Annotated in this window: 23 protein-coding genes; 16 read left to right on the top strand and 7 right to left on the bottom strand. The window is 56.3% G+C overall.

Translation table 11 applies throughout. The features are described from left to right. Positions 1–13 precede the first annotated feature (13 nt). Both B0B07_RS02020 and pepF read left to right on the top strand, forming a co-directional pair. Positions 14–1,165 carry a competence protein CoiA gene (locus B0B07_RS02020; protein WP_159438409.1) on the top strand — a complete coding sequence of 384 codons (1,152 nt, stop codon included), beginning with the start codon at positions 14–16 and terminating at the stop codon, positions 1,163–1,165. A gap of 50 nt (positions 1,166–1,215) precedes the next feature. Then, on the top strand, positions 1,216–3,039 hold the full coding sequence (pepF, locus tag B0B07_RS02015; protein WP_076756700.1) for an oligoendopeptidase F: 1,824 nt from the start codon (positions 1,216–1,218) through the stop codon (positions 3,037–3,039). A gap of 477 nt (positions 3,040–3,516) precedes the next feature. On the opposite strand, the gene B0B07_RS02010 is transcribed toward pepF, so the two are convergent. Together B0B07_RS02010 and B0B07_RS02005 are read right to left on the bottom strand one after the other, a co-directional pair. After that, the gene (locus B0B07_RS02010; RefSeq protein WP_076757463.1) at positions 3,517–4,311 is read right to left on the bottom strand and encodes a DsbA family protein; all 795 of its coding nucleotides are present in this window, start codon (positions 4,309–4,311) and stop codon (positions 3,517–3,519) included. A gap of 5 nt (positions 4,312–4,316) precedes the next feature. Then, positions 4,317–4,718, bottom strand: coding sequence for a globin domain-containing protein (locus B0B07_RS02005; protein ID WP_076756699.1), 402 nt, complete (start codon positions 4,716–4,718; stop codon positions 4,317–4,319). Between the two features lie 204 nt (positions 4,719–4,922). On the opposite strand from B0B07_RS02005, the gene B0B07_RS02000 reads away from it, so the two are divergent. From B0B07_RS02000 to B0B07_RS01985, 4 genes are read left to right on the top strand one after another with little or no spacing between them, the layout of a single operon-like run. Further along, on the top strand, positions 4,923–5,306 hold the full coding sequence (locus B0B07_RS02000; RefSeq protein ID WP_076756698.1) for a UPF0738 family protein: 384 nt from the start codon (positions 4,923–4,925) through the stop codon (positions 5,304–5,306). Between the two features lie 29 nt (positions 5,307–5,335). After that, a complete protein-coding gene (locus tag B0B07_RS01995; RefSeq protein WP_076756697.1) occupies positions 5,336–6,037 on the top strand; it encodes a GTP diphosphokinase in 702 nt (233 codons plus the stop codon). Continuing rightward, a complete protein-coding gene (locus B0B07_RS01990) occupies positions 6,006–6,821 on the top strand; it encodes an NAD kinase (RefSeq protein WP_076756696.1) in 816 nt (271 codons plus the stop codon). Before B0B07_RS01995 ends, B0B07_RS01990 begins: the two co-directional genes overlap by 32 nt. Next, positions 6,811–7,728 (top strand): RluA family pseudouridine synthase, encoded by a 918-nt coding sequence (locus tag B0B07_RS01985; RefSeq protein ID WP_076756695.1) that lies wholly within the window; start codon positions 6,811–6,813, stop codon positions 7,726–7,728. The genes B0B07_RS01990 and B0B07_RS01985 overlap by 11 nt, the downstream gene beginning before the upstream one ends. On the opposite strand, the gene prpE is transcribed toward B0B07_RS01985, so the two are convergent. Beyond that, on the bottom strand, positions 7,709–8,452 hold the full coding sequence (prpE, locus tag B0B07_RS01980; protein WP_076756694.1) for a bis(5'-nucleosyl)-tetraphosphatase PrpE: 744 nt from the start codon (positions 8,450–8,452) through the stop codon (positions 7,709–7,711). The two genes, B0B07_RS01985 and prpE, sit on opposite strands and share 20 nt — an antisense overlap. Positions 8,453–8,565: 113 nt before the next feature. On the opposite strand from prpE, the gene mgtE reads away from it, so the two are divergent. Together mgtE and B0B07_RS01970 are read left to right on the top strand one after the other, a co-directional pair. Then, positions 8,566–9,939, top strand: a complete 1,374-nt coding sequence (mgtE, locus tag B0B07_RS01975; RefSeq protein WP_076756693.1) for a magnesium transporter — start codon at positions 8,566–8,568, stop codon at positions 9,937–9,939. Positions 9,940–9,997: 58 nt separating this feature from the next. Further along, positions 9,998–10,384, top strand: a complete 387-nt coding sequence (locus B0B07_RS01970; RefSeq protein WP_076756692.1) for a hypothetical protein — start codon at positions 9,998–10,000, stop codon at positions 10,382–10,384. Between the two features lie 175 nt (positions 10,385–10,559). On the opposite strand, the gene B0B07_RS01965 is transcribed toward B0B07_RS01970, so the two are convergent. Continuing rightward, a complete protein-coding gene (locus tag B0B07_RS01965) occupies positions 10,560–11,030 on the bottom strand; it encodes a CotY/CotZ family spore coat protein (protein WP_076756691.1) in 471 nt (156 codons plus the stop codon). A 130-nt stretch (positions 11,031–11,160) separates the two neighbouring features. Between B0B07_RS01965 and B0B07_RS01960 the strand changes: the two genes are divergently transcribed. The 6 genes from B0B07_RS01960 (at position 11,161) to B0B07_RS01935 (ending at position 14,218) form a co-directional block, all read left to right on the top strand. After that, entirely contained in the window at positions 11,161–11,736 is a 576-nt protein-coding gene (locus B0B07_RS01960; RefSeq protein WP_076756690.1) for a hypothetical protein, read from the top strand. Next, positions 11,736–12,191, top strand: a complete 456-nt coding sequence (gene spoVAC, locus B0B07_RS01955; RefSeq protein WP_076756689.1) for a stage V sporulation protein AC — start codon at positions 11,736–11,738, stop codon at positions 12,189–12,191. Before B0B07_RS01960 ends, spoVAC begins: the two co-directional genes overlap by 1 nt. Beyond that, positions 12,185–13,207, top strand: coding sequence for a beta-ketoacyl-[acyl-carrier-protein] synthase family protein (locus B0B07_RS01950; RefSeq protein WP_076756688.1), 1,023 nt, complete (start codon positions 12,185–12,187; stop codon positions 13,205–13,207). The genes spoVAC and B0B07_RS01950 overlap by 7 nt, the downstream gene beginning before the upstream one ends. Next, positions 13,204–13,566 (top strand): stage V sporulation protein AE, encoded by a 363-nt coding sequence (spoVAE, locus tag B0B07_RS01945; protein WP_076756687.1) that lies wholly within the window; start codon positions 13,204–13,206, stop codon positions 13,564–13,566. The genes B0B07_RS01950 and spoVAE overlap by 4 nt, the downstream gene beginning before the upstream one ends. A gap of 214 nt (positions 13,567–13,780) precedes the next feature. Beyond that, positions 13,781–13,951 carry a sporulation protein YjcZ gene (gene yjcZ / locus B0B07_RS01940; RefSeq protein ID WP_076756686.1) on the top strand — a complete coding sequence of 57 codons (171 nt, stop codon included), beginning with the start codon at positions 13,781–13,783 and terminating at the stop codon, positions 13,949–13,951. 12 nt (positions 13,952–13,963) lie between these two features. Beyond that, a complete protein-coding gene (locus tag B0B07_RS01935) occupies positions 13,964–14,218 on the top strand; it encodes a stage VI sporulation protein F (RefSeq protein ID WP_076756685.1) in 255 nt (84 codons plus the stop codon). Between the two features lie 49 nt (positions 14,219–14,267). Here the strand turns inward: B0B07_RS01935 and B0B07_RS01930 are convergent, their stop codons facing one another. The 3 genes from B0B07_RS01930 to B0B07_RS01920 all read right to left on the bottom strand — a co-directional run bounded on the left by B0B07_RS01930 (position 14,268) and on the right by B0B07_RS01920 (position 16,043). Further along, complete coding sequence (locus B0B07_RS01930; RefSeq protein WP_076756684.1) at positions 14,268–14,735, bottom strand: GNAT family N-acetyltransferase; 468 nt, start codon at positions 14,733–14,735, stop codon at positions 14,268–14,270. Positions 14,736–14,738: 3 nt separating this feature from the next. Continuing rightward, positions 14,739–15,254 carry a 2'-5' RNA ligase family protein gene (locus B0B07_RS01925; RefSeq protein ID WP_076756683.1) on the bottom strand — a complete coding sequence of 172 codons (516 nt, stop codon included), beginning with the start codon at positions 15,252–15,254 and terminating at the stop codon, positions 14,739–14,741. A gap of 66 nt (positions 15,255–15,320) precedes the next feature. Next, on the bottom strand, positions 15,321–16,043 hold the full coding sequence (locus B0B07_RS01920; protein ID WP_234982229.1) for an alpha/beta hydrolase: 723 nt from the start codon (positions 16,041–16,043) through the stop codon (positions 15,321–15,323). A 102-nt stretch (positions 16,044–16,145) separates the two neighbouring features. Here B0B07_RS01920 and B0B07_RS01915 point away from each other — a divergent pair, with 102 nt between their 5' ends. Together B0B07_RS01915 and B0B07_RS01910 are read left to right on the top strand one after the other, a co-directional pair. Continuing rightward, positions 16,146–16,730, top strand: coding sequence for a phosphatidylglycerophosphatase A family protein (locus B0B07_RS01915; RefSeq protein ID WP_076756681.1), 585 nt, complete (start codon positions 16,146–16,148; stop codon positions 16,728–16,730). Between the two features lie 171 nt (positions 16,731–16,901). Continuing rightward, positions 16,902–17,903, top strand: coding sequence for a TAXI family TRAP transporter solute-binding subunit (locus tag B0B07_RS01910; RefSeq protein ID WP_076756680.1), 1,002 nt, complete (start codon positions 16,902–16,904; stop codon positions 17,901–17,903). Positions 17,904–17,929 lie beyond the last annotated feature (26 nt).

Here is a 17,929-nt window from a genome sequence, read left to right as displayed (position 1 = left end):
AGGGGACGGGGAATTGCTGTCTGCCATGATGGACAACGGGATTCAACTGGTCCTGACCCGACAGATGACGAAGAGTGCGCTGAGCCGGCTCAGGGAAGAGCATCGTTTTCATTGCCCGCAGTGCGAAGGGAGGATGTGGCTGAAACTCGGGGATGTACGGATTCCCCATTTTGCCCACCAGGCCGGAACGGAGTGCAGGGAAGAGTTTGCAGAAGGGGAGTCGGAGGCGCATCTGAAGGGCAAGCAGCTGCTGTACGAGATGTTCGGCAACCTGGGGCTGCCGACCGGAATGGAGACGAGGATCAAGGCAATCCGGCAGAGGCCGGATCTTCTCGTCGAAAAAGAGGGGCACGCCCATGCCATCGAATTTCAGTGCAGCCCGATTTCCGGTTCGGCCGTCAACGAGCGGACAAAAGGATACCGCAGCCTGGACATCGGTGTCCATTGGATTCCGTTGACGCCGGAAAACTGGGGCAGGCCCGGTCCGCCGGTACGTTTGCATACGGTCCCGGCTTTTTTGCGCATGTTTTTCAGGGACGGAGGTGCAGCCGGTCAATACATCATGACCTTTGATCCGCTGACCGCCCATTTTTATTACTTCATTCATCCGATGCATGCGAGCGGAAATCAATTCATCGGAAAAATGATCGCTCTGCCATATACACAGCAGCACTTTCCGTTCGCGGTTCCTTCCCCGCCGGACGAAGCCGAGTTCGGGCGATACTTAACAATATATGCGAAAAAGAGAAAGGCATTCCTTGACCGGCGGGTGCAGCTCAGCCGGAAGGGCATTCAGGACCCCCTCCTGCGGGCATGCTATGAAAACGGCGTGATGATCGGCCGCCTTTCCCCGTATATCGGGGTTCCGACCCTCCATTCGGGACGCTATTCGGACCATGCAGCCGAATGGCAGGCGATGTACGTGTTCCTGCTCGCCTCACACGGCACTGCGGGCAGGTGGAGGGACGGGGGGATGATCGCCAAGTTCCTCCGTAAATATCCGGCACAACTGGGCGACGGGCGCCCGGCCCTGGAAGCATATGCCCGGTTTCTCGAACGCTCCGGCATCGGATCGCTTGAAGACCTGAAGGGGAGGGAAGCCATGACAGATCAATCCGTCCGGCTTCTTTGGAATGATTTCCTTGCCAGTCAAAGTGAATATTGAGAAAATGGTCATGTGTTTTATTTTGGCAAGAGCAGGAAGGGGCATATTCGATGACAACTGAATCAAAGACGGATGTTCTGACAAGGAACCAGGTGCCGGCAGAGGAAACCTGGCGGCTAGAAGACATTTTTGCGAGCGATGAGGATTGGAATGAAGAATACAAAGCGGTCGAAGAGCTTTCCGGGAAAGCGGAAACATACCGGGGTACGCTTGGCGAAGGACCGGAACAGCTGCTGGAGGCGCTTCGCTACCGGGACGAGCTGTTCGAGCGCCTGCAGCGCCTTTATACCTACGCCCATATGCGCTATGACGAAGATACGGCAAACAGCCATTACCAGGCAATGGACAGCCGGGTGAAGACGCTGTATGTGAAGGTGGCGACGGCCTTCTCCTTCTTCACGCCCGAACTGCTGTCGGTGGATGAAGCGAAGCTCAAGCGGTTCGTGGATGAAAGCGAGGGGCTGAGCCTCTATCGCCAGGCCCTGGAGGAGATCAACGCCCAGCGGCCGCATGTGCTTCCGGCAGAACAGGAAGCGCTGCTTGCGCAGTTCTCCGAAGTCGCGGGTTCGTCGTCCGAAACGTTCGGCATGCTGAGCAACGCGGACCTGGAATTCCCGATGATCAAGGATGAGGACGGCAAGGATGCCCGCCTGACCCACGGACGCTATACGACATTCCTTGAAAGCGGCGACCGGTCCGTCCGCGAATCCGCTTTCCGGGCCATGTACGACACGTACGGCAAATTCCGCAATACGTTTGCATCAACACTGGCCGGCAATGTCAAGGCGAACAACGTCAATGCAAGGGTCCGGAACTACAGCTCGGCCCGGGAGGCGGCCCTTTCCGGCAATCACATCCCGGAAAGCGTCTATGACAATCTGGTGGGCACGATCAACAAGAATCTCCCGCTGCTCCACAAATACGTGGCACTCCGGAAAAAAGTGCTCGGTGTCGACGAACTTCACATGTGGGACATGTATACGCCGCTCGTCAAGGACGTCGACATGAAAATCCCATATGAAAAAGCGAAGGGCATGATGCTCGAAGGGCTCCGGCCGCTCGGCGATGAGTATGCCGCCATCCTGAGGGAAGGGCTTGAAAATCGCTGGGTCGACGTCCGGGAAAACAAGGGCAAGCGTTCCGGCGCCTACTCGTCGGGGTCTTACGGGACGAACCCGTACATCCTCATGAACTGGCACGACAATGTGAACAATCTGTTCACGCTCGCCCATGAATTCGGCCACAGCGTGCACAGCTACTACACACGGAAAACACAGCCGTTCGTGTACGGTGACTATACCATCTTCGTTGCAGAGGTCGCATCGACATGCAACGAGGCCATCCTCAACGACCATCTGCTGAAGACGCTCACAGACGAGCAGCAGAAGATGTACCTCCTCAACTACTGGCTGGAAGGGTTCCGCGGCACGGTCTTCCGCCAGACGATGTTTGCGGAGTTCGAGCACAAAATTCACAAGCTTGACCAGGAAGGCGTTGCGCTCACGGCGGACAAGCTGACCGAAGTGTACTATGCCCTCAATAAGAAATACTTCGGCGAAGACCTTGCAGTCGACGAAGAGATCGGACTTGAGTGGGCACGGATTCCTCACTTCTACTATAACTACTATGTGTACCAGTATGCGACAGGCTACAGCGCCGCCGTCGCCCTGAGCAACAAAATCCTTGAAGAAGGAGAGCCGGCAGTTGACCGGTATATCGGGGAGTTTCTCAAGGCGGGTTCGTCCGACTATCCGATCGAAGTGCTGAAGAAGGCAGGCGTCGACATGACGACGAGCGAACCGATCGAGGCGGCTTGCCGGGAGTTCGGCGAGAAGCTGGCGGAGCTGGAGAAGCTGCTCGCTCAGTCCGAGTGACAGGCGGCAGAAGCCGGGCAGGGAACGGGATAACCGGTTCCTGCCGGCTTTTTTGCTTATAAGAAAATAGTAAATGATTTTACGTTTTTTGATTTTTTAATTTCGGATTACTTTTTATATATAATTATTAATAGATTGAAAACGTTCACAATGTGACAACCATGTGAAATTCATTGTGAAAACTTGCGCATACTATTATTCCGTGTTAAATTAAGAACGTGAAATATTTCACCAAACAAACACCCCTTTTGTTTGAACGTGAACATTTCCCCCATCCCCTTCGTGTAATACGAAAAAGGCACCCGCTCCTCCCCCGGAGCGGGTGTTCTTTTTGTTTTCGGCCTTCTGTCTGTTTCCATAAAGAATGGGACATCCCTGTAATCATGGCCCCATGGAATTGACATGAACCGCCGGAGCCAAAATAAAGCCCCGCAACGCTTCGGCAGCGGGGCAGGGCAGTTCCGGATATGATGGCGGTCAAAGATCCAATTTTCGGCGCCAGAGCTTCGTTCCCGAGAAGGGAACGCATTCAACCCGGCGCTGGAGGAGGCGCTTTTTCAATTCGCGCTCAGCCGTACGGATATTCACTTTATAAATGGCGGCGATTTCGTTGGTCGTGAGGGAGTCGAACCGTTTGAACAGTTCATCCAGTGAAGGCGGGACGGCTTTGTCCATCTGTTCACCGAGCAGCTCCTCGAGCACCTTCACATAGATCTCATAATCGTGGACACCCTCAACCATCAGACCTTCGTCTTCGAAATTGTTGTTGAAGAAGACGAAGCTCGGGGCATTGTCGACCTCCATCTCCCTCGAAATGTACAGGTCGCACTGGAACGACTTTGCGGCGTTGACCGACCGGAAGTCCTGTATGAACTCATCGATATCGATGCCGATCCGGCCGGCAATCTCGATCAGCGTCTCGGGGGTGCTCACATCGCGGCCTTTCAGGAAGCGATAGTCGAACAGCTTGGACAAGAACTTGAAGCCGGCCCGTTTGCCCTGGAATTCAGCAGCCTTTATGGCCACAGCCGGGAGGGCGGGATGCGCAGCCTGCAGCATGCCGGTTTCGATGGCGTATGGGATTCCCCGCTGCGCCACCTTTGAGACCTTCATGATGACACGGTAGGTGAAGTACCGGTCGTACTCCACCTGAAGCCGGCGGAGCACAGGGATGAGGTTCCAGCATAAATCATCGCCCGGGTCGATGAACACATAGAGTTCAAGCGGCTTGGACGGTTGCTCGGCCTCGGTGCTTTCAGACGGGTTCGGCATGAGATTCAACTGGATCCCTCCTCATCCGTGTCTTGACGATTGACCATGTGGTTCGCGGTCAAAATGAGGCGGTTGTAAAAGTCGTCCCGGATCTTCCCGTCGAGTCCGACTTCATCCATCGCCTCTGCCATGCATTCCAGCCACGCCTGTGCCCGGTCATAGGTGATCGGGAACGGCATATGGCGGGCACGGAGCATCGGATGGCCATGCTCCTGCGTGTATAGGTTCGGTCCGCCCAGGAATTGGGTGAGAAACTGTTTTTGCTTCCTGGCGGTTTCAGTCAGGTCATCAGGGAAAATGGGCGTAAGCATCGGATGCCGGGCGACTTTTCCATAGAAGCGGTCCACAAGATCGGACAGCAGCTCGGCGCCGATCTCTTCGTAAGGAATAATGGGTTTCCGGGTCATGATGCATGCTCCTTTGCAATTTCCGTTGGCTCTTCAATTGGCTATGATTTTAAAATCATTCTATCAACCGGCCCCCCGATTCACAAATAAATCGATTTTCACCCTCTCCGGGTGCCTTCCGTCCCATATTGGGAACTGCGAAACGGCGTGCTCTGTGATAGACTGAGAACGACTATGCATTTATGTAAGAAGGGAAGAGGGCATGTGAATCGCAACCTGATGATCCGCGAAGCAATTGAAAGCGGAGAGAGCATCGAATTCCTCCTCGAAAAAGGAGTGGCATTGCCGGATGCAAAGCCGGCAGGACGGATGATCACCGATACCGATACCGGGTCATTCGTCTATCTGCTCGACGACGGGGATCAGTTCCTCCATATTCATTTCACGGAAGAGACATGGCCGCTGATGGCAAAGTCGCTTCAAAGAGGGACGGATCCGCATCTCACGGACGGCAGCAGCCGGATGTGTCTGGACCGCTTTACGGACGAACTGGACATGCTCGTCTTCAACATCGAAGGAAACGATAATTACGGAGACGGGTTCTCCGCCGCGGTGGAAGCCGCGTTTCACGAAATCCTCGGGGCCTGACGGGTCCGGACCGATCGGGGGAGTAAACAATGGGACAATGGGAACGATTCCTGGAACCGTATAAACAGGCGGTCGATGAGCTGAAAATCAAGCTGAAAGGGATGCGGGCCCAGTTCGCGACGGAGATCGAGCATGCGCCGATCGAATTCGTCACGGGCCGGGTCAAACCGCTTGCGAGCATCTACGACAAATCGCTCGAAAAAGGCGTTCCGTTCGAGCCGGGAGAGGAACTGGCGAATGAACTCCCGGACATTGCGGGACTCCGGATCATGTGCCAGTTCGTGGACGACATCGGAACGGTCGTGGAAAGCATCCGGCAAAGGAAAGACATGCGCGTGGTCGAAGAGCGGGATTATATATCCAAGGTGAAGCCGAGCGGCTACCGGTCCTATCATATGATCATCGAATATCCTGTCCAGACGATCCACGGTGAGCGGGCCATCTTTGCCGAGATCCAGATCCGCACGCTCGCTATGAATTTCTGGGCATCGATCGAGCATTCCCTCAACTACAAATACAAAGGCGATTTCCCGGAAGAGATAAAGAAACGCCTGCAGAGTGCGGCAGAGGCGGCATTCTCACTTGACGAGGAAATGTCTCAGATCCGCGACGAGATCCAGGAAGCGCAAAGATTTTTCAGCGAATACCGGGGCGAACAGCGTGATGATGTCCGGAAACCGGAGGAAGGGGGCGGGAACGATGAAGTTTTCAATCCAGTCGAGAGGGGATGACCTGTCCAATACTCTTGCCGAGCAGGCCAAGGGTTATCTGACGGGCTTCGGCATGGTCTTCAACGAGGCCGAACCGGACATCGTGCTGACAATCGGCGGTGACGGGACGCTCCTCCATGCGTTCCACCGCTACCGGGACCGTCTGTCGGAAACGGCCTTCCTCGGCGTCCATACGGGGCATCTCGGTTTCTATGCCGACTGGCAGCCGCCGGAACTCGAGAAGCTCGTCATCTCGATCGCCAAGGGAGAATACGATGTGATCGAGTATCCGCTTCTCGAAGTGACGATCAGCTACCGGAGCGGGATGAATGACGCCGTTTATCTCGCAATGAATGAATCGACCGTCAAATCTCCGGATGTCACGCTTGTCATGGACGTGGAGCTTAACGGCATGCCGTTCGAACGTTTCCGGGGGGACGGCCTTTGCGTCTCGACGCCATCCGGGAGCACGGCATACAACAAGGCGCTCGGCGGGGCGATCATCCACCCGTCGCTGCAGGCGATGCAGCTGACGGAGATGGCGTCGATCAACAACCGGGTGTTCCGGACCGTCGGCTCCCCGCTCGTCTTGCCGGCGCATCATTCGTGTGTGCTGAAACCTGTGAAGGGCCCGGACTTCATGGTGACGATCGACCATCTCCATCTTCTCCATAAGGATGTCAAGACGATCAGCTACCGTGTTGCCGGCGAAAAAGTCCGCTTTGCCCGGTTCCGGCCATTCCCCTTCTGGAGAAGGGTCCATGATTCATTCATCGATTCGGATATCGGACAGGATGTCCGCTGACCGCAGGTTCCGCCTCACGTTCATCGCCGGGGAAGAAAGCGGTGAACTGGGGCGCTTTTTGTCCGGATGCGGCATATCAAGACGAACGCTCACCGCTGTGAAATACCGCGGGGGCAACCTGTATGTGAACGGGCTGGAAAAGAATGTCCGGCACCGTCTCGCGGCAGGAGACGAAGTGACGGTCGTCTTCCCGCCCGAACAGCCGGCAGAGGGACTGTTGCCCGAAGTCGGGCCGCTGGCCATCATTTACGAAGACGAAGCGCTGCTCATCCTCGACAAGCCGGCAGGACAGGCGACCATACCGTCACGGGATGCATCATCCGGCACGCTTGCCAACTTCGTCGCCGGAAAATTCCGGAGCGAGGGGCTTCCCGCGACCGTACACGTCGTCACGAGGCTGGACAGGGAAACATCGGGTCTTGTCTGCATCGCCAAAAACCGCCACATCCATCATCTCATGTCCGAGAAACTGAAGGCGGGCGGCATGTTCAAACGGTATGCGGCCATCGTGCCCGGCCGGTTTGAAAGCGGCCATTTCACAATCGATGACCCGATCGGCCGCAAGAAGGGCAGCATCATCGAAAGGGAAGTCCGGCCTGACGGGCAGCCTGCGCTGACCGAAGTGCGGGTGGTCCGGACCGGGATGCCGGCAGGCCGGCCGCTCAATGAGCTGTCGGTCATCCTGCACACGGGGAGGACCCATCAGATCCGCGTGCATCTTGCGTCCATCGGGCATCCCCTTGAAGGGGACAGCCTGTACGGCGGCGACCTGTCAATCCTCGGCAGGCAGGCGCTCCACTGCAGAGAGCTCGCATTCGACCATCCATTGACCGGGAAGCCGGTCCGGTTTCTCAGTGAACTGCCGGAAGATATGCGGATAAGCGGGCTCAGCCGGGGAAATGACTGAACTTCCCCGGCTGGTCCGGCTGCCGGGAAGCGACGCTTTCCACTGTCTTCTCCGGATAGCGCAGGACGCTCAGTTTGCCCCCGAACACGCATCCGGTATCGATGTTCACCGTGTTGCGGATGAACCGGCATTCCCTGACCGGGGTGTGCCCGTAGACGACGAATGCATTTCCCTTATAATGCTTCGCCCAGTCACGCCGGACCGGACGTCCGTCCGGAAGTGTCTCTCCGGTAATGTCACCATAAAGGACGAACGTCCTGAGCCTGCTGCCGCCCGTGCGGCCGATCAGTTCCTCCGGGATGCCGGCATGCGCGATGATGAGTTTCCCGCCGTCGAGCTGCCGGTACAGCGGCAGCGATTCGTAAAACTTGATGTACCTCCGCCGGATGTGTTCACGTTCCTTTGCCGGAAGTGCATCCAGTTCAGCGACCGTTGTCTCAAGACCGTGTTTGAGCTGGACATGATTGCCGAGCATGTACCGATACAGTTTGTTGCAGTGATTTCCCGGGGAATAGATGAGATCGCCCGCATCGTCAAGGGCGAACAGGAATTTCAGCATGTCCACCGACTTCGGGCCGCGGTCCGTCGCATCTCCGACGAATGCAGGCTTCCTGCCATCGGGGTGGACGGGGCGGCCATTCTCCATCCGGTAGCCGAGCTTCTTGAACAATTCCATAAATTCATCAAAACATCCATGGATATCACCAAATATATCTAATTTCATATCGCTCACTCCATTCCCGGTAGGTCTGTTATCAGTGTACCCCGTGAGCGGCCCGTTCATCATTCTCTCCGCCGCCCCGATGCGGCGGGTCATAACGGAAGGAGGGGACCGGCATGCCGGAACTACTCAATGAACAAGAAGAACAACATATCGATGAAGAACTGGTAACCCGTCTTTTGGAAGAGGAGCAGCCCGAGTTGTTCAGGGAGGAATTCCTTGCCGGGCACCCTTATGACCAGGCCAAGTATTACGAGAAGGCCGGCCCCGGGCTTCGCAGGCGAATGTATGAGTACCTGTCACCGGCGGAACTCGCCGAGATTTTCGAGGTCTCGGAAATCCCGGATGAAGAATTCGGCGGATTCCTTGAGGAAATGGACACCAGGTACGCGGCCGACATGCTCGCCCAGATGTATGCCGACAACGCGGTCGACGTCCTCAATGAGATTGATAAGTCCAAGGCGCTCACCTACCTGACCCTCATGGAAGATGAGGATGCCCGGGAAATCAAGGACCTGCTCCATTATGAAGAATATACAGCCGGCTCCATCATGACGACGGAATACGTCACAATCCCCAAAAACTCGACGGTCCGATCGGCAATGGCGATCCTGAGGAATGCCGCTCCTGAGGCGGAGACCATCTACTACATATTCGTGGCGGATGACGAAAACCGCCTCGCCGGAGTCGTCTCGCTTCGCGACATCATCATCGCCGATGAAAACTCGATTATCGGGGACATCATGAATGAGCGGGTCGTGAGCGTCCTGGTCAGCGCCGACCAGGAAGAAGTCGCCCGGACGATGAAGGACTATGACTTCCTCGCCATCCCGGTCGTCGACTTCCAGCAGCATCTACTCGGGATCATCACGGTGGATGACATCATGGATGTCCTTGAAGAAGAAGCCTCCGATGACTACTCGAAGCTTGCCGGTGTTTCCGACATGGATACACCCGACCGCAGTCCGCTGAACGCAGCCAAGAAGCGGTTGCCATGGCTCATTCTCCTTACATTCCTCGGGATGGTGACCGCCAATCTGATGGGCCATTTTGAAAAGACGCTCGACCAGGTGGCCCTTCTCGCCGTTTTCATCCCGCTCATTGCGGGGATGGCGGGAAACAGCGGAACCCAGTCACTGGCAGTCGCCGTCCGCGGGATCGCCACGGGAGACATCGAGGAAGAAAGCAAAATGAAGCTGCTGTTCCGCGAAGCCGGGACCGGCCTGATCACCGGCAGCGTCTGCGGCGTGTTCGTCTTTTTGCTCGTATTCCTCTGGAAACACGAAGCGGTGCTCGGACTTCTTGTCGGGGCCGCGATACTCGGCTCCATCTTCGTGGCGACGGTGGCAGGATCGTTCATCCCGCTGCTCATGCACCGGATCAAGATCGACCCGGCCGTCGCTTCCGGACCGTTCATCACGACACTCAACGACATCATCAGCATCCTGATCTATCTCGGGCTCGCCACCCTGTTCATTTCTCAGTTGTAGAAATGCTGGTGTCCGCTGCGCATCCGCCTGCATAAGATGGGGAAAAAGGATGTGGGCAATGGAAATTCGGGACACAGGACCGCTTTTGTTTGTCGACTCTCCGCCGGTCCATTTCATTTCAGAGCCGGTTTACTCAAAGGAGTGGCTTGCCGAGGAAGAAAAACTGGACGAAAGCACATCCGTCTATACACTTCCGGGAAAAACGGAGGAGGCAGAGAAAGTCCTGGCACAGCTGCGGTTCCTTTCCCGGCCGTTCCAGCGCCAGGCCTACCGCCCGATCCAGTTCCGCCTGAAGGACGGCGGTGCAGTCACGGGAGACATCGAGCGTCTGGAAGACGGGATGGTCCATATCCGGAATGCCGTCGAAGCGGGCGATTCGAGGGAGATTCCGGTCCATGCGCTTGAAGCCATCTGGTGGAAAGGGAAGCCGTTTCCGAGAAGTTAAACAGATGGGCTGATGCGCAAAAACCGTGAAGAAGAAAGATCGGATTGTCGAGATAAGGCAGGGCCGCACTCCCGCAAAGGAGTGCGGCCCGCTTTTTTGTATGTGCGGATGCATCAGAGGAATCATAATAAAAAACGCCCGGCTTGGCCGGGCGAGGACACCGCAACGTCAGCGGTCAGTCACACAGATCGAGGAAGCAGTCAGCCACACACTGTACAGCGCAGAAGCAGCTGATGTCGACCGTTACACAGACGTCAGTCGCCTCAAAGCAACAATGCGTCGTCGGGCTTGTTGTATGCAGCTTTCTGAGTGCGCGAAGCGTCACGCAGCAGCTTCCGTTCAGGATTTCTTCGATCCGGAAGAATTTGAACTCTTCTTCATGCTTGTCAGCCGAGCACGTCAGGTCCTGCACTTTGAAAGGACAGCCTTCTTTCGTGAGGAGGACGATGACACGCGTGTCGATCGGCGTGCGGCGAGCCGGATTCACAAGGCTTCCGAGCGGCTCGAGGAAACAGCTTGTTGCGCAGGTTGCGCACTCTTCCGCGCCGGCATCCTGGATGTCCTTGATGACCCGGATGACTTCGCAAAGGCAGTTCTCAAAGGAAGAAGATCCGGAGACGAATTCTTTTCGTCCACAGCAACCCATAGTTAAACACCTCCTCCCCTCTAACTCTACCTACTTTATGCGGTGCCGGAGCGGGCGGCCGGGCGGACGTCCGGTATTCACCGGTTGAGGCAAAGAAATTTGAATGAAAACGCATCAGTTGCAAGGAGGGATGGCCGAATTGATTGCATACCTGATCAGGCCGTCGGACATACTGGATAAAAGCGAGCGGGCCGGCCATGGACAGCAGGCACAAGTCCGGCTGCGGAACCGGGCCAGCCCCGGGGAGCAGCAAGGCCTTGAGCCCGGCCCGCACAGCTGGACGAAAAACGGAGGTGGCGTCTTGAAAAAAATGCTGGGAGCCGCCGGAATCGTGCTGATCCTGTCGGGCTGCGGCCAAGGGAAGGCGGAGATCCGTGTGACCGGCGAGCCGGATGCAGACGACGAGCAGCGGGCCGAACGGGTGCTGGACGGGGAAGAGCGCATCTCCTCCGCAGTCGCTGTATTCGTCAAGGAGGACCTGCTCGTCGGGGTGGACGTCAAGCCGCTGAGCCGGTTCAAGAAAGCGAAGATCGAGGAGAAACTCAAAAAGAAGATGGAAGAGGAGTTTCCCGAGCGGACCGTCACATTGTCGGGAGATCAGAAAATCTACTGGGAAACCGAAAAACTAGAAAAACTGAGGGATGACAAGAAGAAGCTGCACGACCAGGTGGAAACAATCAAATCCCTTTCGAAGGAAGAGACCTGATGGACCAAAAAACATATTCTCAGCTGGAACAGAAAATGAGCCCGAAAGTGCCGCTGGCCGGGAACCTGATCCGGGCCTTCCTGACAGGCGGCCTGATCTGCGCGATCGGGCAGGGAATCATGTATTTCTATATGTATTTCTTCGACTTCACCGAGAAGACGGCGGGCAACCCGACGGTGGCCACGCTTATCTTCATCGTGATGCTGCTGACCGGCTTCGGTAAGTATAAGAAGATTGCGCAGTTCGGCGGGGCGGGATCCGCGGTGCCGGTGACCGGGTTCGGCAATGCAATGATTTCTTCGGCGATCGAGCACCGGACCGAAGGATATGTGCTCGGGGTCGGAGGGAATATGTTCAAGCTGGCAGGATCCGTCATCGTTTTCGGCGTGTTCGCTGCATTTGTGGTTGCGCTCATCAAAACGATCCTCGTGAAGTTCGGGGTGGTCGGATGGTAGCCCGGGGTGTCCTCTCCTTCAGCGGCCGGCCCTCGATCCGCTCCGCGGCGGTCGCAGCGGGTCCGCTCGAAAAAAAGAAAAGCCGGTTCGCTCATCTGTTCGACCAGTTTTATGATTCCGAACTCTGCGGCGAAGAGACGAACGAAAAAGCGCACAGCCGGATGATCGAGGACGCCTGCGGTCTCGTTCTTGAAAAGGCGGAAGCGATGCCGGCGGATGCAGACTTTCTGCTCTGCGGTGATCTCGTCAACCAAATGACGCCTTCGAATTTTGCGGCAGCCAACTTGCATCTCCCGTACATCGGCCTGTTTTCCGCATGTGCCACATCAGTTTCTTCATTAATAGCCGCAGCCCTTCTGACAGAGGCGGGGGCGTCCCGCCTGACGCTTGCCGGCTCGTCGAGCCAGCACAATGCAATCGAACGGCAGTTTCGCTATCCGATCGAATATGGTTTCCAAAAAGGGCCGACTGCCCAATGGACGGTGACGGCGGCAGGTTTTGCCGCGGTGACGCCCAACGAACCCGGCTACCCGGAGATCCGGCATGCGACGGTCGGCCGCTCGGTCGATTACGGGCTCACCGATCCGCTGAATATGGGGGCTGCGATGGCACCGGCCGCATTCGACACGCTCAACCGCCACCTGTCCGGCACCGGAAACACACCGGATGACTATGATGCCATCATCACAGGCGATCTGGGCAGCGTGGGCTCCTCACTGTTCCGGAACATGGCGAAGGACGAAGGGATTGAGGTGAAAAGGTCGAAATGGCGGGATGCGGGTGAAGAATTTTACGGGGACGACCCTTCATTCTTCGCCGGTGCCAGCGGTGCGGGCTGTTCGGCCGCCGTTTATTTTTCCGATGTATTCAAGCGGCTGATGGACGGGGAGTACAGGCGGGTTCTGCTCATCGCCACCGGGGCGCTGCTTTCGCCACTTTCATTCCAGCAGGGGGATACCATCCCGTGCACGGCGCATTCCGTGGAACTGGTCATGGGAGAGGGGGGCGAATCATGATTTCTTCGTTCATCCTCGCGTTCATCGTGGGGGGCCTCATCTGTGTGATCGGACAACTTCTGTTCGACGTGGCGAACCTGACGCCGGGCCATACACTCAGCATTCTCGTCGTCGCAGGTGCCGTTCTTGACGGACTCGGGCTTTATGAGCCGCTCATCGATTTCGCCGGTGCAGGGGCCACCGTCCCGATCACCTCGTTCGGCAACTCCCTGACGCACGGTGCACTCCGTGAAGCGGAAGAGCATGGGATCATCGGTGTCATCACCGGCATGTTCGAAGTGACGAGTTCCGGCATCAGCGCCGCCATCCTGTTCGGGTTCATCGCCTCTCTCATCTTCCGTTCGAAAGGACGGCCATAAAAGCAAGCAGCGGGATCCCCGGTGCTTGCTTTTTCTTGTTGTCCATGGGGAGCATCTGCGTCCGGCGGTGCATAAAGTGAACATAACCCCGGGATCTGCGGGCGTTGGACGAAGCCGCACGGGCCGAACGGAAGGGAAATCCAAACCGGGCGAATAACCAGCCGACCTGTCGGGATGCGCATACACTACACGGAACAGGAAAGGAGGGAATGCGATGTTCGGCTACGGTTATGGCGGCGGTGGCTTCGGCGGCGGCTGGGGCTGCGGCGGCGGCGGCTACGGCGGTGGCGGCTATGGCGGGCGTTATGGAGGTTCCATGTTCGTCTTGATCGTCATCCTGTTTATCCTGCTCATCATCGTCGGGAAGAGCTATACGAATTGCTAAGGAGGCAACAGGATGAACGAGTCGCTTTTCCGGAAAATTGAAAACAAGACCGGTGTTGCGATGGATGAATTGTTCGCGCTTGCCAATGCAATCCAGCATGCCAACTTCCAGGATGAGCGGCAAGTGAGAAAAATCATCCGAAAGGTCGGGAAGCTGGCGAGGAAAGATGTTTCCAAGCAGCTTGAAGACCAGATTGCCGAGTCGATCCTGAAGAGCGGGAACTCCTTGAATGTCGGGGACATCCAGCGCATGATCGACAAAGGCTGACACAAAAATTCCGCTCGGGATCAGATCCCGGCGGAATTTTTTCATTGACTTATTCATCTGTCGCGGCATGCGTGGAATTTTCCATGGGCACCAGCGACTTTTCCATTGCCCGATGCGGAATGCCTGCATCCAGGAACTCAGGAGAAGTGACCGAGTAACCGATCTTCGTGTAAAAATCCTGTGCATGGGACTGGGCGTTCAGCCGGATCGTGCTGAGGCCGGCCTCGCGGGCATGGTCTTCGAGCATGACCATCATCCGCTGCCCGAGCCGCTGCCCGCGGTATTCCGGCAGGACGCATACACGCTCGACCTTGCCGGTGCCTTCTCCGATTTCCCGGATCCGGCCGGCCGCAATCGGACGGTCACCGTCATAGGCAATGAAATGGACAGCCGTTTCGTCGCCTTCATCCAGCTCGATGTGAAGCGGAACTCCCTGTTCTTCGACGAAAACGGTGCGCCGCACGGCGAAGGCATCCTCCCGCTCTTTGTCGGTGGATGCAAGCTTCAGGCTGACCAACGCTTACCGGCCCCCCGACAGGGTGAACGTTTCGTATACGGTCCACATCCCGTTCTCGAGCTGGTAAAGAAGGTGGACACGGTCGATCGTTTCAGTATGCTCCATGCCGGCCATCTTGATCTGGCCGATGACGTCGTCGTGTTCTCCGGACGACATCTTCTGGGCAATCGTGATGTGCGGGACATACTGGTGTGATTCTTCGTTTGAGATGAAGTCGAGCGAAAGTGCCTCGCGCAGTGCCAGAATGTCATCGTTCGGTTCGACTTTATAGTAGATGGCATTCGTGACCGGGGCGAAAGTGCTGACTTTTGTCACGTTCAGCTCAAACGGCTTATGCTCGGAAGCCACCTTGAGGAGTTCGTCCGAGGCTTCCTTCATGGACTTGCCTTCGATCTCGAATGGTCCGATGATCGTCATATGCGGCGGAATGAGCGCGTAGTGTGGATCATAGCGCTTCCGGTAGGCGTTTGCCTGATCTTGCAGTTCTTTGGATGGAAAAGCGACGATGCCGTATTTCATGCGATTACCTCCCAGTTGTGTTTTCATAATTAAGAATATCAGAAAGCGCGAGGATAGTGTATCGGCTCAGTCTCCGAGCGCGAATCGGATTGCGCGCTCCAAGTCCTGCTGCCAATACTTCCAAGTGTGCTCACCGTTAAATTCTTCATAGAACGAGGAAAACCCTTTTTTCTCGATCAAATTCCTTAATTCGCGGTTCGGGGCAAGGAAATCCCGGATGCCGTCGGATGTCGTCTTCACTTCGGTCTCTCCCGTGCCGATCACCTGATAGATGTCCAGACAGTATGGATCCGTGACGCCTTCCACTGCGGCCATCACCGTGCTGTCGACATACGGCGACTGGCAGACTGCCGTTCCGAAGATGTTCGGGTACTTGCAGGCGGTCATGAGGGAGACCGTCGCGGCCAGGGAATCCCCGATGAGGACACGGCCGGCCCCCATTTGATAAGTGGGGAACTTTTCGTCTATGTACGGGACGAGCTCATGTGCCAGGAACCGGATGTAATCTGCATTCCGGTCCCCGTCGGGATGATACATCCTGCGGCGTTCGCCGACACTCTTGTAGGGGATCCCGACAACGATGGTCCGGTCGATCGCCTGTTCTTTCCGCAGGCGTTCAAGCAGGCGGGACAGCCGCCCGTACTGAAAATAATCTTTTCCGTCGGAAGCGATCAGGACCGAGTATTTATAGAGCGGGGAGTAATCTTCCGGCAGGTAGACGAGCAATTCCATGTCTTCGCCCAGTGAGCTGCTGTATAGGTTGAGTTCGTTGATGCGTCCATTTTTCAAGGCCGGGCCCTCCTGTTGGGTGAAATGCTGTACACGCATTGTAGCATAACGGATAGAATGGGTATAATGTGGGCATCGTCCACTACGAAAGGGGAAATGATCATGTTCGACCCTACCAAGATTGTGCCGTCCGATGTCGTCACCAAAGCCGCAAAGGACGCGCTGGAGCGCCGCGGGGTCTCCATCGAGGCCATCGCCAAAATTGTCTATGAGATGCAGGCGCCATACAATGACGGGCTGGAACTTGCCCACTGCACGGAATCGGTTGAGAGCGTCCTGAAGAAACGTGAAGTCCAGCATGCGCTTCTTGTCGGGATTGAACTTGACGAGCTGGCGGAGAAAGGGCTGCTGTCCGAGCCGCTCAAGCAGATCGTCACTTCCGACGAAGGCCTGTTCGGCGTGGATGAAACCATCGCACTCGGTGCCGTATACACATACGGCAGCATCGCCGTCACGACATTCGGGCATCTGGACAAAAACAAGATCGGGGTCATCAATGACCTGGACACGAAAAAAGGGATCGGCGTACACACGTTTCTCGATGACCTGGTCGCCAGCGTCGCAGCATGCGCCTCTTCAAGGATCGCCCACCGGACCCGTGACCTCGAAGAGCAGGGAGAGTCATTCAGGAACCTGCCGCCGGAAGAAACTGCACCCGAAACGGAAATCGACGGGGCGGAGTTTTGAGGATCCGCCCTTCGGGGATTGCCTGAACCGATCTCCACTCCCCATATAATGAGAGTCATGGATTTATTGATTAACCCGTTATTTTCTAAAAACATTGACACCTGAATGAATCATCATGGTAGAATAGGAGGAAGCGTTTTCAAAAAACAGAGAAAAGGGGAGGACCAAACGATGAAGAAACGATTCCGATTCTTGGCCATTCTCAGCATCCTGGCACTTTTCGTGATGGCGGCCTGCGGTGAAGGCGGAGGCGACAGTGCAGAAGGAAATTCGGGGGATGACGGCGGCAAAAAAGAAAGCGATATCAAATTCCTCAGTATTCTGACAGGCGGCACACAGGGGACCTACTACCCGCTCGGGGGATCATTTGCCGAGTTCATCACGGATGAAACGGGCATCAAGACAACTGCCGAGAGTTCCCAGGCATCTGCCGCCAACATGACGGCACTTCAGGACGGGACGGCGGAGATCGCGTTCGTCCAGACGGACATCGCCTACTATGCCAACAAGGGAGAGCTCATGTTCGAGAAAGACGGTGCGATCGATTCCGTATCCGCAATCGGATCCCTCTATCCGGAGACGATCCAGCTTGTGACGACGGACAAATCCGGCATCAAGACTTTTGACGACCTGAAAGGCAAAAAAGTTTCTGTCGGTGCGCCGGGATCCGGAACATATGCCAACGCGGAACAGCTTCTGGAGATCCACGGACTGACCATGGATGACATCAAAGCCCAGAACCTCGACTTCGGCGAATCCCAGGAGAGCCTCCAGTCGGGCCAGATCGATGCGGCCTTCATCACCTCCGGGACACCGACGGGTGCTGTGGAAGCACTCAATGCGGTGGCAAAGGTGAACATTGTTCCGGTTGAGGAAGACAAGGCGGATGAACTGATCGAGAAATACCCGTACTACGCAAAAGATACGATCGAAGCCGGCACGTACGGCCTGGAACAGGATGTTCCGACGGTATCCGTCGGTGCCATGCTCGTTATCCAGAACGACATCCCGGATGACGTGGTCTATGACATCACGAAAGCCATCTATGAAAACACGGACAAGATCACGCACGCCAAAGGTGCGCTCATCAGCAAGGAAAAAGGCCTCGAGGGCATCGGCATTCCGGTACACGAAGGCGCCCAGCGCTATTTCGATGAAGCGAACGGCAAGTAAGTGATCCAGGAACTGCCAAAAAGGAA

The sequence above is a fragment of the Edaphobacillus lindanitolerans genome (genome assembly GCF_900156305.1).
Classification (GTDB): Bacteria; Bacillota; Bacilli; order Bacillales_A; family Planococcaceae; genus Bhargavaea; species Bhargavaea lindanitolerans.
Note: the sequence above shows the minus strand (reverse complement) of the source record. Positions and strands in the feature narration are given on the sequence as shown.

Bases quoted from the DNA above. Each gene is read 5' to 3' on its own strand.
- pepF (WP_076756700.1), top strand. From the start codon at position 1,216: ATGACAACTGAATCAAAGACGGATGTTCTGACAAGGAACCAGGTGCCG.
- B0B07_RS02010 (WP_076757463.1), bottom strand. From the start codon at position 4,311: ATGCCGAACCCGTCTGAAAGCACCGAGGCCGAGCAACCGTCCAAGCCG.
- B0B07_RS02005 (WP_076756699.1), bottom strand. From the start codon at position 4,718: ATGACCCGGAAACCCATTATTCCTTACGAAGAGATCGGCGCCGAGCTG.
- B0B07_RS01995 (WP_076756697.1), top strand. From the start codon at position 5,336: ATGGGACAATGGGAACGATTCCTGGAACCGTATAAACAGGCGGTCGAT.
- B0B07_RS01990 (WP_076756696.1), top strand. From the start codon at position 6,006: ATGAAGTTTTCAATCCAGTCGAGAGGGGATGACCTGTCCAATACTCTT.
- B0B07_RS01985 (WP_076756695.1), top strand. From the start codon at position 6,811: ATGTCCGCTGACCGCAGGTTCCGCCTCACGTTCATCGCCGGGGAAGAA.
- prpE (WP_076756694.1), bottom strand. From the start codon at position 8,452: ATGAAATTAGATATATTTGGTGATATCCATGGATGTTTTGATGAATTT.
- mgtE (WP_076756693.1), top strand. From the start codon at position 8,566: ATGCCGGAACTACTCAATGAACAAGAAGAACAACATATCGATGAAGAA.
- B0B07_RS01970 (WP_076756692.1), top strand. From the start codon at position 9,998: ATGGAAATTCGGGACACAGGACCGCTTTTGTTTGTCGACTCTCCGCCG.
- B0B07_RS01965 (WP_076756691.1), bottom strand. From the start codon at position 11,030: ATGGGTTGCTGTGGACGAAAAGAATTCGTCTCCGGATCTTCTTCCTTT.
- B0B07_RS01960 (WP_076756690.1), top strand. From the start codon at position 11,161: ATGGCCGAATTGATTGCATACCTGATCAGGCCGTCGGACATACTGGAT.
- spoVAC (WP_076756689.1), top strand. From the start codon at position 11,736: ATGGACCAAAAAACATATTCTCAGCTGGAACAGAAAATGAGCCCGAAA.
- B0B07_RS01950 (WP_076756688.1), top strand. From the start codon at position 12,185: ATGGTAGCCCGGGGTGTCCTCTCCTTCAGCGGCCGGCCCTCGATCCGC.
- spoVAE (WP_076756687.1), top strand. From the start codon at position 13,204: ATGATTTCTTCGTTCATCCTCGCGTTCATCGTGGGGGGCCTCATCTGT.
- yjcZ (WP_076756686.1), top strand. From the start codon at position 13,781: ATGTTCGGCTACGGTTATGGCGGCGGTGGCTTCGGCGGCGGCTGGGGC.
- B0B07_RS01935 (WP_076756685.1), top strand. From the start codon at position 13,964: ATGAACGAGTCGCTTTTCCGGAAAATTGAAAACAAGACCGGTGTTGCG.
- B0B07_RS01925 (WP_076756683.1), bottom strand. From the start codon at position 15,254: ATGAAATACGGCATCGTCGCTTTTCCATCCAAAGAACTGCAAGATCAG.
- B0B07_RS01915 (WP_076756681.1), top strand. From the start codon at position 16,146: ATGTTCGACCCTACCAAGATTGTGCCGTCCGATGTCGTCACCAAAGCC.
- B0B07_RS01910 (WP_076756680.1), top strand. From the start codon at position 16,902: ATGAAGAAACGATTCCGATTCTTGGCCATTCTCAGCATCCTGGCACTT.